The sequence below is a fragment of the Streptomyces sp. ISL-36 genome (genome assembly GCF_018614205.1).
Lineage (GTDB): Bacteria > Actinomycetota > Actinomycetes > Streptomycetales > Streptomycetaceae > Streptomyces.
In genome coordinates this window covers 1-14337 of sequence record NZ_JAGGOS010000122.1, presented here as the reverse complement: position 1 = coordinate 14337, position 14337 = coordinate 1, and the positions used below count along the sequence as shown (strand labels likewise).

The window sequence follows — 14337 nt, the reverse complement described above, 5'->3', positions numbered from 1 at the left end:
GTACAGTCGGCCCGACCGACCACATCACCGGGGGGAACCGGCAACCCGATGCGCATCTCCTTTCTGCTCCACAACGCCTACCACATCGGCGGAACCATCCGGACGACGTTCACGCTGGCCCAGGTGCTGGCGGAGCGTCACGAGGTGGAGATCGTCTCCGTCTTCCGGCACCGGGACGAGCCGATCCTCGGCACCCCCACCGGTGTGACCCTGCGACACCTCGTCGACCTGCGGAAGAACAGCCCCGGCTACGACGGCGACCACCCCGACCACGTCCGCCCCGCCCGGGTCTTCCCGCGCGGCGACGGCCGCTGGAAGCAGTACAGCGCTCTGACCGACGCCCGGATCGGCGAGCATCTGGCCGCCGTCACGGCCGACGTGGTGGTCGCCACCCGCCCCGGGCTCAACGTCCACCTGGCGAAGCAGGCCCGGCGGGGCCCGGTCCTCGTCGGCCAGGAACATCTCGTCCTGGCCGGTCACAGGTACCGGCTGCGCCGCGAGATCCGCCACCAGTACGCGCTCCTGGACGCCGTCACGACCGTCACCGAGTCCGACGCCCGCGCCTACCGGGAGCTCGGCATCCCCGGCGTACGGATCGACGCGGTCCCCAACAGCGTGCCCGCGCCGAGCGTCGGGCCCGCCGACCCGGCGGCGAAGACCGTCGTCGCGGCGGGCCGGCTGACCCGGGTCAAGCGGTACGACGTGCTGATCGACGCCTTCGCCGAGGTGGTCGCCGTCCGCCCCGACTGGCGCCTGCGGATCTACGGCACCGGAGACGCCGTCGACGACATGCGCCCCGCGCTCGTCCGGCGCATCGAGGAACGCGGCCTGGAGGAGAACGTCTTCCTCATGGGGTGGGCCAACCCGATGGAGCCGGAGTGGGTGAAGGGCTCGATCGCCGCCGTCACCTCGCTGCGCGAGTCCTTCGGCATGACCATCGTCGAGGCCATGCGGTGCGGCCTCCCGGTCGTGTCCACCGACTGCCACGGCCCCCGCGAGATCATCGAGGACGGGGTCGACGGCCGGCTCGTCCCGGTCGACGACGTCTCCGCGGTCGCCCGGGCCCTGCTCGAACTCATCGAGGACGACGAGCTGCGGGCGAAGACCGCGCGGGCGGCGCTCATGGCGTCCGAACGCTTCGACCCGGTCCGCATCGCCGCCCGTCACGAGGAGATCTGGGCCGAGCTCGTCGCCCGCGGCCCGGGCGGACGCAGCCACGGGCGCGCGGCCGAGGCCGTCCACCGCGCCGTGGGCTCCGCCATCGACGCCGGCTACGAACTGAAGCGCCGGATCGGGGTGCTGGTGCGCCGCTTCCGCTGACCCCGACCCCGGCCCCGGCTCTGACCCTGAGCTCGCGAACGCCTGCCGGGACAGCGAGCGGCTCCGCTTCGAGTACCGCGACCACGGCGGCGCCGCCACGCGGCGCACCGTCGAGCCGCACCGTCTGGTCTGCACCGAGCGCCGCTGGTACCTGGTCGCCTGGGACCTGGACCGCTCCGACTGGCGAACGTTCCGGGCCGACCGGATCGATCCCAGGCCGCCCCACGGTCCCCGGTTCCCGCCCCGTGAACCGCCCGCCCAGGACCTGGCCGCCTTCGTCTCCCAGGGCGTCTCGACCTCGGCCTACGCGGCGGAGGCGACGGTCCGGCTCCACGTCCCGCTGGCCGAGGCAGCGCAGGTCGTCGGACCCATGGACGGCGTCCTGGAGGCGGACGGGGACGGGGCCTGCCTGCTGCGTACGGGCGCCGGCAGCCTCGACCACCTGATCATCCACGTGGTGATGACAGGCTTCGAGTTCGAGGTGGTCGAGCCGGAGCCGCTGGACGGGCGGATGCGGGCGATCAGGGACCGGATCACCCGCGCTCTGGACCGTGCTCCTCGCCCGCCCGGGGGCCGGCCTGGGGATCCGTCGGGCGAGCGTCCCCCGGGCCGGTCCGGGGACCGGACCCGGGTGCGCCGAGGCGATTGAACCGGGCCTGCTCCAGGGCCGCGAACTCCGGGTGGTGCAGGTCGAAGGCCGGCGCCTCGGAGCGGATCCGCGGGACGGCGACGAAGTTGTGGCGGGGCGGCGGGCAGGACGTCGCCCACTCCAGGGACCGCCCGAACCCCCACGGGTCGTCGACCTCGACCTTCGCTCCGTACCTCGCGGTCCGCCAGACGTTGTAGAGGAACGGCAGCGTGGAGGCGCCGAGCAGGAGCGCCCCGATCGTCGAGACGGTGTTCAGGGCGGTGAAGCCGTCGGCGTCCAGGTAGTCGGCGTACCGGCGGGGCATGCCCTCCGCGCCGAGCCAGTGCTGGACCAGGAAGGTGGTGTGGAAGCCCACGAAGAGCGTCCAGAAGTGGATCTTGCCGAGGCGTTCGTCGAGCATCCTGCCGGTGAACTTGGGCCACCAGAAGTAGAAGCCGGCGAAGGTCGCGAAGACGACCGTGCCGAAGACCGTGTAGTGGAAGTGGGCCACGACGAAGTACGAGTCGGTGACGTGGAAGTCCATCGGCGGCGAGGCCAGGACGACCCCGGTCAGCCCGCCGAAGAGGAACGACACCAGGAAGCCGACCGCCCACAGCATCGGGGTCTCGAAGGAGAGCGAGCCCTTGAGCATCGTGCCGGTCCAGTTGAAGAACTTCACGCCCGTCGGCACGGCGATGAGGAACGACAGCATCGAGAAGAAGGGCAGCAGCACCGCGCCGGTGACGAACATGTGGTGGGCCCACACCACCACCGAGAGGCCGGTGATGGCCATCGTGGCGGCGATGAGCGTCGTGTATCCGAAGAGCGGCTTGCGGGCGAAGACCGGCAGGATCTCGCTGACGATGCCGAAGAACGGCAGGGCGATGATGTAGACCTCGGGATGGCCGAAGAACCAGAAGAGGTGCTGCCACAGCAGCACCCCGCCGTTCTCGGGCTGGAAGACCATCGAGCCGAACCGCCGGTCCGCCTCCAGGACCAGCAGCGCGGCGGCCAGGACCGGAAAGGCCATGAGGACCAGGATCGCGGTGAACAGGACGTTCCAGGTGAAGATCGGCATCCGGAACATGGTCATGCCCGGCGCCCGCATCCCGACGACGGTCGCCAGGAAGTTCACCGAGGTGAGGATGGTGCCGAAGCCGGAGAGCGCCAGGCCCATGATCCACAGGTCGGGGCCGATGCCGGGGGAGCGCTCCAGGCTGTTGAGCGGGGCGTAGCCGGTCCAGCCGAAGGCGGCCGGGCCGGTGGGCACCAGCAGGGAGCCGAGGACCATCAGGCCGCCGAAGAGGAACAGCCAGTACGAGAGCATGTTCAGCCGCGGGAAGGCGACGTCGGGGGAGCCGATCTGGAGGGGCACGAGCTCGTTGGCGAAGCCGGCGAAGGTCGGCGTCGCGAAGAGCAGCAGCATGATCGTGCCGTGCAGGGTGAACGCCTGGTTGAACTGCTGGTTGTCGACCAGCTGGAGTCCGGGGCGGGCGAGCTCGGCCCGCATCACCATCGCCATCAGCCCGGCGGCCAGGAAGAAGACGAACGAGGTCGCCAGATAGAGGTGGCCGATCTTCTTGTGGTCGGTGGTGGTGAGCCAGTCGATCAGGACCCGCCCATGCCGTTGGGGCGCTGATTCGACGGCCGCGCTCGCGGTCTCGGTGCCCATCGCTGCCCTCCGGTGGTCCGATCGTCCGGACATGATGCGTGCCTCGGGGCCGGAAGAGGGGCAGGCGTACCGAGGGCTGGGCCGGTCGGCCGAGTATGTGTGCGTCGTGCGGGGGAATGGTGAATACCGGGCGGGCGCGTCACGCCCGCCAATTCCCCTGGCCGGTACGTGCGACGGAATTTGGAAGGGCCTTGTCGGAACTGCCGGAAGGCGCCTGGAATTGCTGGAGATTCGGCCGGAAACTGCCCTTACGGGTGACGGTCCCGGTGTCAAACATATGTCGAGAAGCTGTGACACAAGCGTGACCGGTGAGGTACATGGGCTTGCTGGGAGATCTCTCCGCTCTCCGCTTCCGTCACCGTCCGGGGCCGCCTAACGTGAACCCCATGACACCGATGCCGAGCTCTTCCGTACCGCCCGAAGGCGCCCCTCCGGAGTCGTATGTGGGTCTCCCCTCGGGGCGCGCCGAGCAACTGGCCAGGGACCGCGGCTGGAGCGTGGTGCGGTCCCTGCCCCCCGGCTCGATCATCACGATGGAGTACCTGGAGGGGCGCATCAACTTCGAGGTGAAGGACGGCACCGTCACCCGCTGCTGGCTCGGCTAAGGGCTGTCCGGACAGGGGCGACCAGAGACGAGGAAGGGCCCCGGCTGTACGGCCGGGGCCCTTCCTCGTGGGGTCGTGACGGGGTGTGCTCAGCCGCCCGTGAGCGGCCGCGAGTGCGGCGGGCGGCGACTGCCGGCCGGAGTGACCGGGGTCCGTTCCGAGCGCACGGCGTGCGTAGAGTGCCCCGTGTGCCCGGCGTGCGTCGAGTGCGCCCGGGGAGCGGTGAGCGGCGCGGCCAGCCGGCCCTCCGAACCCGGCCGGCTCTCGGTCCGTACGGAAGCGGTCCGGCCGCTGCCGGCGCCGACGGTCTCCCGTACCGGCTCCTCGGCCGCCACCGGTTGCTGCGGGAACAGCGCCGGGCGCGGACCACCGGTCGCGACGGGCAGCGAGGGCACCAGCCGGCGGCGGGCCCGCAGCTGCTCGCGCAGCCGGTCGCGCAGGCTGAGGATCGCCGCCTCCGCACGGGCGATCGGCGGCTCGCACCAGGGCAGCGCGAGCAGGATCAGCAGCCCTGCGGCCCAGCCGAGCAGCACATCGCTCAGCCAGTGCGTACCGAGGTAGACGGTGGTGAGGCCGACGCCGAGCGCGACCACCGCCGACAGGGCCGACAGATAGCGCCGGGCCCTCGGGGTGGTCGCCAGATAGGCCAGGATTCCCCAGGTCACGACCGCGTTGGCGGTGTGTCCGGACGGAAATATATCGCCGCCCGCGAAGAGCTCGGCGGAGCCGATCTGCGTCGCGTAGTGGGGACCGAGACGGCCGAGTCCGATCTTGACCGCGCCGACGGTGGCGTTGAGGAGCAGCAGCGCGGCGCCGAGGGTGAGCAGCGGCCGGATGGTGTGCTGGCGCCAGGAGCGCCAGCCCAGCCAGGCCGCCACCATCACGGCCGTCGGGCCGCGCTGGCCGAGGACGACGTAGTAGTCGAGGAAGGCGTGCAGCTCCGGCCACTGCTGATAGGGCCGGAAGAGCATGATCTTCCAGTCGAGGGTCACCAGCCCGGTCGAGAGCAGCACGGCCACGACGATGGCGAGGTAGAACGCCAGCGTCCCGCCGAAGAGGGCGAGACGCGTGCGGGTCATCCGCGGGACCTCTATCTTCGGCGGTTCCGGCTCCCGGTCCAGCCGGGCAAAGATGTCGGTACGCACCCAATCGACGTTACAGGGAGTGAGTAGCGACCCAGGTCGATCCGGTCTCTTCGTGATGACGATGTGATGTGGAGTAGGTCTCAGTCCCGGTGTTATTCATGGCGTCTGTCGGAGAATCCGATGACCTTCCGCCCTATTGCCGGCGGGTGACTTTCCGGAAGTCTGTTTGCATGCCGGGGAAATGCTTCAAACGGTTGTCCGGGTGGAATTCCACGCGACGCGCGGAGCGCACGGAGTGGCGTACGCCACACTCCGCCTCCCGCCGGGGTGAGAGCTGCACCACGCGCTCGAGCCTTGAACTCGCGTACGCTGACGGCTCACTCGCCCGTCGATGCAGGGCCGCCCCGAGGGCGCGACCCCCGGCCGGTGCCCGCCGAGCGCGAGGGCTTCACTGGGAGGTACGTACATGCAGCGGACGATCACGGCCGGGGCACGGCTCCGCGCCGCCGCCGGCGGCGCCAACCGCTGGGTCGTCCTCGTCGTCCTCTGCGTCAGCCTCCTGCTGGTCGCGCTGGACGCGACCGTGCTCCATGTCGCCGTGCCCTCCCTCACCGAGGATCTGCGCCCCAGCTCCACCGCGCTGCTGTGGATCGTCGACGCCTACCCGCTGATCTGCGCCTCGCTGCTGATCCTCTTCGGCACTCTCGGCGACCGGATCGGACGGCGCAGGGTCCTGCTCCTCGGATACGCCCTGTTCGGCGTCGCCTCCGCGGTCGCCGCCCTCGCCACCGTCCCCGAGGTGCTGATCGGGGCCCGCGCCCTGCTCGGCGTGGGCGGGGCGATGATCATGCCCGCCACCCTCTCGATCCTGCGGGCCGTCTTCCCCGACCGGCGTGAACGGGCCACCGCCATCGGTATCTGGACCGCGGTCGCCGCGGTCGGCGCCGCCACCGGCCCCGTGCTCGGCGGCTTTCTGGTCGAGCACTACTGGTGGGGCTCGGTCTTCCTGATCAACATCCCGCTGATGGCGCTGATCCTGCCGCTCGGCCGCTGGCTGCTCCCCGAGTCCAAGGGCAGCGGCGACGGGCCCTGGGACGTCCTCGGGGCGCTGATGGCCGCGGCCGGCGTGCTCGGTGTGGTCCTCGGGGTGAAGCGGCTCGGCGCCGGTGAGAACCTGCTGGCACCGCCGACCGCAGCTCCGCTGCTGCTCGGGGCGGCGCTGCTGATCCTCTTCGTACGTCGGCAGCGGCGCCGGGCGCACCCGCTGATCGACATGCGGCTGTTCTCCCGGCCCGCCTTCACCACCTCCGTCGGCTGCATCGTCCTCGCCATGCTGGCCCTGGTCGGCCTGGAGCTGATCGCCGTCCAGTACCTCCAGCTGGTCCTCGGCCTCAGCCCGCTGGAGACCGGGCTCCGGCTGCTGCCGCTCACCTTCGCCGCCATGGCGGCGGGCGCCACCGGCTCGTACACGCTGCGCCGGATAGGCCCCCGCCGGATGGTCGGCTGGGGCTTCGTGCTCACCGCCGCCGCCGTGCTGCTCCTGGTGCTCATGGGCCAGTACGACCGGCCGCTGCTGCTCACCCTCGGATTCGTGCTGCTCGGCTTCGGGCTGCAGACCACTCTCTTCTCCGCGTACGAGTCGATGCTCAGCGAGGCCCCGCCGGAGAGCGCGGGCGGTGCCGCGGCCATCGGGGAGACCTCGTACCAGCTCGGCGCGGGCATGGGCATCGCCCTGCTCGGCAGCGTGATGAACGCCGCGTACGCCCCCGGGCTCTCCGCCGTCCCCGGCGTCCCGGACGCCGCGAGCCGGGCCGCCGCCAACTCGCTCGGCGAGGCGTACCAGGTGGCCGACCAGCTGGGCGGCGCGGCGGGCGGGGCGCTCCACCACGCGGCCCGGCACGCCTTCGTCGACGGTCTGCACCTGACCCTGTTCGTCAGCGCCGGCCTGCTGCTCCTCGGTGCGCTGATGGCGCTGCGACTGCCACGCGTGATGGAGTGCACGGTGGATCCGGAGGACCTGGTCGTCGCCCGCGAACCGGTACGTCTGCTCCACACGCGCGAGCCGGTCGAGCCGGCCGGCTCCGGACACACGGCCCACTGAGCCCGGCGAGGCGCGCCGAGCCCGACCTCAGCCCCCGCCCTCAGCTCTGGTTGAAGAAACCGTCCTGCGCACGGCCCGCGGACTCTCCGCTGATGATCTCCGTGTCGGCGGGGGTGAGCAGGAAGACCCGCGTCGCGACGCGCTCGATCGATCCGCGCAGGCCGAAGGCGAGGCCGGCGGCGAAGTCCACCACACGCTTGGCGTCGGAGGGCTCCATGGCGGTGAGGTTCACGATGACCGGGACGCCGTCCCGGAAGAGCTCGCCGATGCCCCGGGCGTCGCGGAAGCCGTCCGGGGAGACGGTCGCGATCCGGCGGCCCTGCTCCTGTGCCGAGTGGGACGCCACCCGGACCCGCGGGTCCGTCACCCAGGCGTCTCCGCTCTCGGCACCCTCGGCGTACTCGTCGTCGTAGTAACGCTCGTCGCTGTCCTCGACGAGTCCCAGCCAGGCACTGGCCTTGCGCACCGATCCCATGGACGCCTCCTTTCAACGCGGTCACTTGTGGTTCCGCATGTCCCTATCGTCGTCCATGATGCGGATCGCGCGCCAAGTGGATAGTCGGCGCGCGCGGGTTTCGTGACGGTACTGGTGCAGAACGTAAGGCCCGGTTTCTGGCGATTCGTCAGGAAACTTGCGGTATGCGGGGCCTGACGGGGGGTCGCCAGGGATTGCGCAACTTAAAATATAAAAGTCTGGGCAGAAGGGTGACCGCCGGAGCGTCCGGGTGAACGGGCGGGCTCGGTACGATGCCCTGCGCATCACCGCAGCACGCGCGCGACTCACGGGGGAGTCTCCATTGTTCGGAATTGTCAGGCCCTGCACGCACCGGCTGACCGACGGCCTCAAGACGGAGTGGATGGCCCATCTCTGCGGCCTCTGCCTGGCACTTCGGGCCGACCACGGGCAGTTCGCCCGCGTGGTCACCAACTACGACGGTCTCATCGTCTCGGTCCTGACGGAGGCTCAGATCGGGGTCGTCCCCGGCACCCGCCGCACGGCGGGCCCCTGCCCGCTGCGCCAGATGAAGAGCGCGCCCGTCGCCCGGGGAGAGGGCGCGCGCCTCGCCGCGACGGTGTCCCTGGTGCTCGCCTCGGCGAAGGTACGGGATCACATGGCCGACGGGGACGGGCTGTTGGCCCGCCGCCCGGTCGCCGCCGCGGCCCGCCGGGTCGCCAGGTCCTGGGACCGGGCGGGCGCCCGTACGGGACGGGAGCTCGGCTTCGACACGGCCGTCCTGGTGGACGCGGTCGACCGGCAGACCGGGATCGAGGCCCTCGCCGGGCCCGGCACGTCGCTCCTGGTGGTGACCGAGCCGACCGAGACGGCGACGGCGGCCGCCTTCGCGCACACGGCGGTCCTGGCGGGCCGGCCCCGGAACGTGGAGCCGCTGGCCGAGGCGGGCCGGCTCTTCGGCCGCCTGGCGCACCTGCTGGACGCCGTCGAGGACCGGGAGGCCGACGCCGCGGCGGGCGCCTGGAACCCGCTCACCGCGACGGGGACCTCGCTGGAGGAGGCCCGCAGGCTGGCGGACGACGCGCTGCACGGCATACGGCTCGCGCTGCGGGACGCGGAGTTCGCCGACGGCAAGCTGGCGCACGTCCTGCTCGCGCACGAGCTGCGCCGGTCGGTGGACCGCGCCTTCGGCACGACGACCTGCGCCCACGGGGCGCCGGAGGGCGCGCACCAGCCGGGGCCCTACGGACCCGGCCCGTACGCACCCGGACCCGTGCCCGGCAACCCGTACGCGCCGGGTCCGGGCGGGCCCGGCGGCCCGCTGCCGCCCGAGCCCCCGGACCGCCGCCGAGGTCTGATAGCAGGCTGCGCGGTCTGGATGGGGCTGGCGTGCACGTGCCAACTGTGCTGCGGGCACGAAGATCCGTGGAGCCGCGAGCGCCGCGAAGGCCTCTGCCACGACATCGGCAACTGCTGTGACTGCTGTGACTGCTGCAGCAACTGTTGCAGCGGGTGCGGGGACGGCGAGGGGGGCTGCTGCGACGGCTGCGGGTGCGACTGCAGCTGCTGAGTCCCCCGTCCGGAGGTGGGGCGGGATCTTCCGTACGGAGTACTCCGGCACGACGCCCCCGTCGCGTCTCGGGCTTCCCGGGCCCGTATGGAAAGGTTGGACACCATGAGCACGGAACCTCAGCGGGACGCCCGGCAGGACTGGCAGCACTGGCACGAGCAGCGCGTCGCCGCGGTCGCCTCCTCGTACGGCCCGCTCTCCCTCACCGGTACGTACTGGCTCTCGGACCACCCGGAGGGTCGAATTCCGGCCGTTCCCGGGCAGTGGCGGGAGGACGGCGACGAGGTGGTCCTGACGGCGGGCGCCGAGGACGCGATCACCGTCGACGGCAAGCCCCTCATCGGTAGCGTCCGGCTCACCGCGGACCACGCACCGATCCATGAATCCCGGGTCGAGTCGGCCGGGCGGCGGCTCGTCGTGCTGCGCCGCGAAGGGCAGTGGGCGGTACGGGACTTCGACCCCGAGTCGGCGGCCCGCCGCACCTTCCGGGGCATCGAGGCCACGCCGTACGACGAGCGCTGGGTGGTCCCCGGCACCTTCCGTCGGTACGAGGAGACCCGCAGCGTCCGGGTCGAGAACGCGGACGGCAAGGAGCGCGGGCTCGGCCTGTCCGGCGAGCTCTCCTTCGAGATCCGCGGCGTGGAGCACACCCTCCAGGTCGCGGTCGAGGAGGATGGCACGCTGTGGGCGGTCTTCGCGGACTCCACCAGCGGCCGGGACAGCTACCGGTTCCGCTTCCTGCGCCCCGCCGCGCCGGCGGCGGACGGCTCGGTGACGGTCGACTTCAACCGAGCGCTGCTGCCGCCGTGCGCCTTCGTGGATCACTTCATCTGCCCGTTCCCCCCGCCGGGGAACACCCTCGACACCGCGGTGCCCGCGGGGGAGCGCCGACTGGTCGAGGGCTGACCTGGGGCTCCGTCCCCCATGGGCGCCCATGGCCGAAGAGCCGCGGGTGTCCGTTCGGTCTGCGGTCTTGTGCGTCCGGCATCCGGGGGCCACTATCACTGGCGGTGCATGTCAGGGACACATCATCCTGACGGCGCCTCACGGGCCCGCCACCTACGGGCCCCTCCGCTTTTCCCATGAGGAGATCAGTGAGGAGACCAGTGAGGACACCGCTCAGAACCAGGCGCACCCGACTGCTCGCCGTCGCGGCCGGCCTGGCCGCCGTCACCGCCCTCGGCCTGCCGGGCGCACACGCCGCACCCGCACCCGCACCCGGCCCCGCCGGAGCCGCCCAGCTCGCCCGCGCCGACGCCGCCGTGCTCAAGGCCGACGTCGGAGGCACCGCCTGGTACGTCGACCGGGCCTCCGGCCGGGTCGTCGTCACCGCCGACTCCACCGTCTCCGACGCCGGCATCGCCAAGATCCGGCGGACCGCGGGTGCCGACGCCGGCGCGCTCACCGTTCAGCGCACCCCCGGCGTCTTCAAGCCCCTGCTCGGCGCCGGTGACGCCATCTACGGCAGCGGCTACCGCTGCTCCCTCGGCTTCAACGTCCGCAGCGGCAGCACGTACTACTTCCTCACCGCCGGCCACTGCGGCAACGTCGTCAAGACCTGGTACGCCAACTCGGCCCAGTCCACGCTGATCGGCCCCACCACCGGGTCCAGCTTCCCCGGCAACGACTACGCCCTGGTCCGCTACGACAACGCCGAGCTGAGCCACCCCGGGGGCTTCACGGCCGCCGACGCCTACGTCGGTGAGTCCGTCAAGCGTTCGGGCTCCACGACCGGCACCCGCAGCGGCACGGTCACCGGCCTCGACGCCACGGTGCACTACTCCGGTGGCGGCACCGTGCGCGGAATGATCCAGACGAACGTCTGCGCCGAGCCGGGCGACTCCGGCGGCGCGCTCTACGACGGCACCAAGGCGCTCGGCATCACCTCCGGCGGCAGTGGCAACTGCTCCACCGGCGGTACGACCTTCTACCAGCCGGTGCCCGAGGCCCTGGCCAAGTACCGCGTCAGCCTGTACTGAACCCCCTCCCCACCCAAGAGGCCGCCCGGTAGTTGAGCGTCGTACGGCCGAAAGGCGCCCTTGCGGCTCTCACCCGGGCGGCCCGAGACTCCCCCACAGCGCCGGCCCCTGGCCGCGCCTCACGGGTCCGACACCCCACTGCGGGCCCCCGATTCCCCTCTGGAGGAACGAGAAGTGAGGATCACGCGCACCACCCCCGCCACCCCCCGCGGCAGCGTCACGAGACGGATCCGTCTCCTCGCCGTCACCACCGGTCTCGTCGCCGCGGCGGCGCTCGCCGTCCCCACCGCGAACGCCGACACCGCCCAGACGTTCAGTGCGACACAGCTCTCCGCCGCGAGCGACGCCGTCCTGACCGCCGACGTGGCCGGCACCGCCTGGCACGTCGACCAGGCCACCCACACCCTGGTCGTCACCGCCGACTCCACCGTGTCGCAGGCCGAGATAGCCAAGATCAAGCGTCAGGCCGGTGCCAACGCCGGCGCGATCCGCATCGAGCGGACCCCCGGCACGTTCAACAAGCTGATCTCCGGTGGCGACGCCATCTACGCCAGCAGCTGGCGCTGCTCCCTGGGCTTCAACGTCCGTGACAGCGCGGGCAACTACTACTTCCTGACCGCCGGACACTGCACCGACGGCGCGGGCACCTGGTACTCCAACTCCGGCCGGACCACGGTGCTCGGCTCCACCTCGGGATCCAGCTTCCCGAACAACGACTACGGCATCGTCCGGTACACCAACAGCACCGTCACCAAGTCCGGCACGGTCGGCAGCGTGGACATCACCAGCGCCGCCAACGCCACCGTCGGCATGTCCGTGACGCGCCGCGGCTCCACCACCGGAATCCACAGCGGCTCCGTGACCGGTCTCAACGCCACGGTCAACTACGGTGGCGGCGACATCGTCTACGGCATGATCCGCACCAATGTGTGCGCCGAGCCCGGCGACTCCGGCGGCCCGCTCTACTCCGGCAGCCGCGCGATCGGTCTCACCTCCGGCGGCAGCGGCAACTGCTCGACGGGCGGTACGACGTTCTTCCAGCCCGTCACCGAGGCGCTGAGCGCGTACGGGGTCAGCGTCTACTAGCCGCAGGCGCCGCCTCCGCGGCGCCCTGATCCGCACCACGTCAGGTCCCTCGCCACGGCGAGACCGGGCCGCCCCGCGCGAGGTGGCGCGGGGCGGCCTTCCGCGCGGTCGACGACGTGCTCCGGCTACGGGGTGCTGCGGCTACGGGGTGCCCCGGCTACGGCGTGATCCGGCCCGCCCCGCCGACCTCACCCACCTCGCCGGCGATCCGTTCGGACTCGGGCGTGCGCTTCAGCGAGGACATCACCAGCGTGATCACGCTGCCGACGACGGCCCAGACGGAGAGGACCAGGAGCGAGCCGGTGACGTCGTTGCCCTTGAAGTACGCGATCGAGCGTGCCGCCCAGGTGCCCGCGCCCGGGGGCAGGGCGGGGCCGATCGCGTTCCAGAAGGGCGGCAGCATCGGCAGCGGGAAGGCGCCGCCGGCGCTCGGGTTGCCCGCGACCACGATCAGCAGGATCGCCAGGCCGATGCCCACGATGCCGAAGACCGACTGCAGGGCCAGGGTCGCCGCGCCGACGGCGAAGACGACCAGGGCGCCCAGACCCCACAGGGCCGCGACGCTGCCGGGCAGCGCGCCCAGGATCGGGCCGACGATGACCGCGCCGCCGAGGCCGCCGAGGACCGAGTAGAGCGCGAGCACCCCGAGCCGGATGATCGCGCGTTCGCGGTTCGCGGGCCGGGAGCCCGCGCTGATGGCGAGGATCGCGGCGCAGATGTAGCCGCCGACGCACCAGCCGACGACCAGGTAGAACGCCGAGAGGCCGTCGAAGTCCTGCCGCGAGGCCGGGGCGATGTCGACGGTCCTGACCGTGCGCCGGTTGGCGCCCTCGACCCGGGTGAAGAGCGTGTCCAGGGCGGAGGAGAGCACCGTCCCGCCGCCGGAGGCGACGAGCAGGGTGTCGGTGGTCCCGCCGGGGTTCACCACCAGGGCGCCGTCGATGTCCCGGTTCATGATCTGCTTCCGCGCCTCCGCCTCGTCCGCGACCGTCCGCGGGTCGAGGGGTTCGCCGGGAAGCCTCTCCAGCCGGCTGAGGAGCTGGGCGGAGACCTGCTGCGGCGCGACGACGCCGAAGGGCACGTCCTTCGGCTTCGGGTTGTGCAGCGCCCCGACGTACGAGGCGATGAACAGCAGCTGGAGGGCGAACACACCGACGACGAGCAGGGCTGCTCGGGGAGTGACGGCGCTCTTCAGTTCCTCGACGAGACTCATGCCCCCACGCTCCGGGGCCGGGGGTGTTCGCGCAGGTGGGGTGGGGCCGAACGGATGACGGCGCGATCCCGGCCCCGCCCCGGGACGGCCTCTGCCGAGCGGCCGGGTGAGGGCGGCCCGGCGTATCGTACGCGCGTTCGAAATGGTCTATGGTGAAGAAGAGGGGGGTGGGAACGTACGTACGAATCGATGCGGGAGGTGCGCATGCCGGGGTTCACGCATCTGCACACCGCGTCAGGCTTCTCCCTGCGCTACGGCGCCTCGCACCCCGAGCGGCTGGCCGAGCGCGCCGCCGAGCGGGGCATGGACGCCCTCGCCCTCACCGACCGGGACACGGTCGCGGGCGTGGTCCGCTTCGCGAAGGCCTGCGCCGAGGCGGGAGTGCGTCCTCTGTTCGGCGTGGACCTCGCGATCGACCCGGCCGGGCCCGTCCCCGGCGAGACCGGTCCCGGTGGTTCGGGCCGGACCTCCGCGCGCCGCGTCCCCGTCCGCGGTGGCGCCTTCGTCGACGAGTCCGCGCCCCGCGTCGTCTACCTCGCCCGCTCCCGGGCCGGCTGGGCCGCGCTCTGCCGGATGATCAGCGCCGCCCACGCGCAGGACCCGAGCGCGCGGACGGGGCCCGGG

12 protein-coding genes and 1 pseudogene are annotated in these 14337 nt (G+C 72.0%); 9 read left to right on the top strand and 4 right to left on the bottom strand.

Going from position 1 to position 14337, the window contains the following annotated elements:
* Nucleotides 1-48: 48 nt before the first annotated feature.
* Together J7E93_RS28655 and J7E93_RS28650 are read left to right on the top strand one after the other, a co-directional pair.
* A complete protein-coding gene (locus tag J7E93_RS28655; RefSeq protein WP_215072902.1) occupies nucleotides 49-1320 on the top strand; it encodes a glycosyltransferase in 1272 nt (423 codons plus the stop codon).
* A 28-nt stretch (nucleotides 1321-1348) separates the two neighbouring features.
* A pseudogene (locus J7E93_RS28650) lies at nucleotides 1349-1969 on the top strand (helix-turn-helix transcriptional regulator); the annotation flags it as partial.
* On the opposite strand, the gene ctaD reads toward J7E93_RS28650, so the two are convergent.
* A complete protein-coding gene (gene ctaD, locus J7E93_RS28645; RefSeq protein ID WP_251067226.1) occupies nucleotides 1854-3620 on the bottom strand; it encodes a cytochrome c oxidase subunit I in 1767 nt (588 codons plus the stop codon). The pseudogene J7E93_RS28650 and the gene ctaD sit on opposite strands and share 116 nt — an antisense overlap.
* A gap of 386 nt (nucleotides 3621-4006) precedes the next feature.
* On the opposite strand from ctaD, the gene J7E93_RS28640 reads away from it, so the two are divergent.
* The gene (locus J7E93_RS28640; RefSeq protein WP_215072901.1) at nucleotides 4007-4225 is read left to right on the top strand and encodes a proteinase inhibitor I78; all 219 of its coding nucleotides are present in this window, start codon (nucleotides 4007-4009) and stop codon (nucleotides 4223-4225) included.
* Between the two features lie 89 nt (nucleotides 4226-4314).
* Here J7E93_RS28640 and J7E93_RS28635 read toward each other — a convergent pair whose 3' ends face one another.
* Nucleotides 4315-5370: a phosphatase PAP2 family protein gene (locus tag J7E93_RS28635; protein ID WP_215072900.1), complete on the bottom strand. Its 1056-nt coding sequence runs from the start codon at nucleotides 5368-5370 to the stop codon at nucleotides 4315-4317.
* Nucleotides 5371-5776: 406 nt separating this feature from the next.
* On the opposite strand from J7E93_RS28635, the gene J7E93_RS28630 reads away from it, so the two are divergent.
* Nucleotides 5777-7411: an MFS transporter gene (locus J7E93_RS28630; protein ID WP_215072899.1), complete on the top strand. Its 1635-nt coding sequence runs from the start codon at nucleotides 5777-5779 to the stop codon at nucleotides 7409-7411.
* 40 nt (nucleotides 7412-7451) lie between these two features.
* Here the strand turns inward: J7E93_RS28630 and J7E93_RS28625 are convergent, their stop codons facing one another.
* Complete coding sequence (locus tag J7E93_RS28625) at nucleotides 7452-7886, bottom strand: cell division protein SepF (RefSeq protein WP_215072898.1); 435 nt, start codon at nucleotides 7884-7886, stop codon at nucleotides 7452-7454.
* Nucleotides 7887-8208: 322 nt separating this feature from the next.
* Here J7E93_RS28625 and J7E93_RS28620 point away from each other — a divergent pair, with 322 nt between their 5' ends.
* From J7E93_RS28620 to J7E93_RS28605, 4 genes are all read left to right on the top strand, one after another.
* Complete coding sequence (locus J7E93_RS28620) at nucleotides 8209-9435, top strand: DUF5685 family protein (protein ID WP_215072897.1); 1227 nt, start codon at nucleotides 8209-8211, stop codon at nucleotides 9433-9435.
* A gap of 105 nt (nucleotides 9436-9540) precedes the next feature.
* Nucleotides 9541-10341 (top strand): DUF1684 domain-containing protein, encoded by an 801-nt coding sequence (locus J7E93_RS28615; RefSeq protein ID WP_215072896.1) that lies wholly within the window; start codon nucleotides 9541-9543, stop codon nucleotides 10339-10341.
* A gap of 176 nt (nucleotides 10342-10517) precedes the next feature.
* Nucleotides 10518-11414: a S1 family peptidase gene (locus J7E93_RS28610; protein ID WP_215072895.1), complete on the top strand. Its 897-nt coding sequence runs from the start codon at nucleotides 10518-10520 to the stop codon at nucleotides 11412-11414.
* Nucleotides 11415-11588: 174 nt separating this feature from the next.
* A complete protein-coding gene (locus tag J7E93_RS28605) occupies nucleotides 11589-12500 on the top strand; it encodes a S1 family peptidase (protein WP_215072894.1) in 912 nt (303 codons plus the stop codon).
* A 157-nt stretch (nucleotides 12501-12657) separates the two neighbouring features.
* Here the strand turns inward: J7E93_RS28605 and J7E93_RS28600 are convergent, their stop codons facing one another.
* Nucleotides 12658-13713, bottom strand: coding sequence for an ABC transporter permease (locus J7E93_RS28600; RefSeq protein ID WP_215072893.1), 1056 nt, complete (start codon nucleotides 13711-13713; stop codon nucleotides 12658-12660).
* Nucleotides 13714-13917: 204 nt separating this feature from the next.
* On the opposite strand from J7E93_RS28600, the gene J7E93_RS28595 reads away from it, so the two are divergent.
* Nucleotides 13918-14337, top strand: a 420-nt coding sequence (locus J7E93_RS28595) for a PHP domain-containing protein (protein ID WP_215072892.1), incomplete at its 3' end; no start/stop codon positions are given.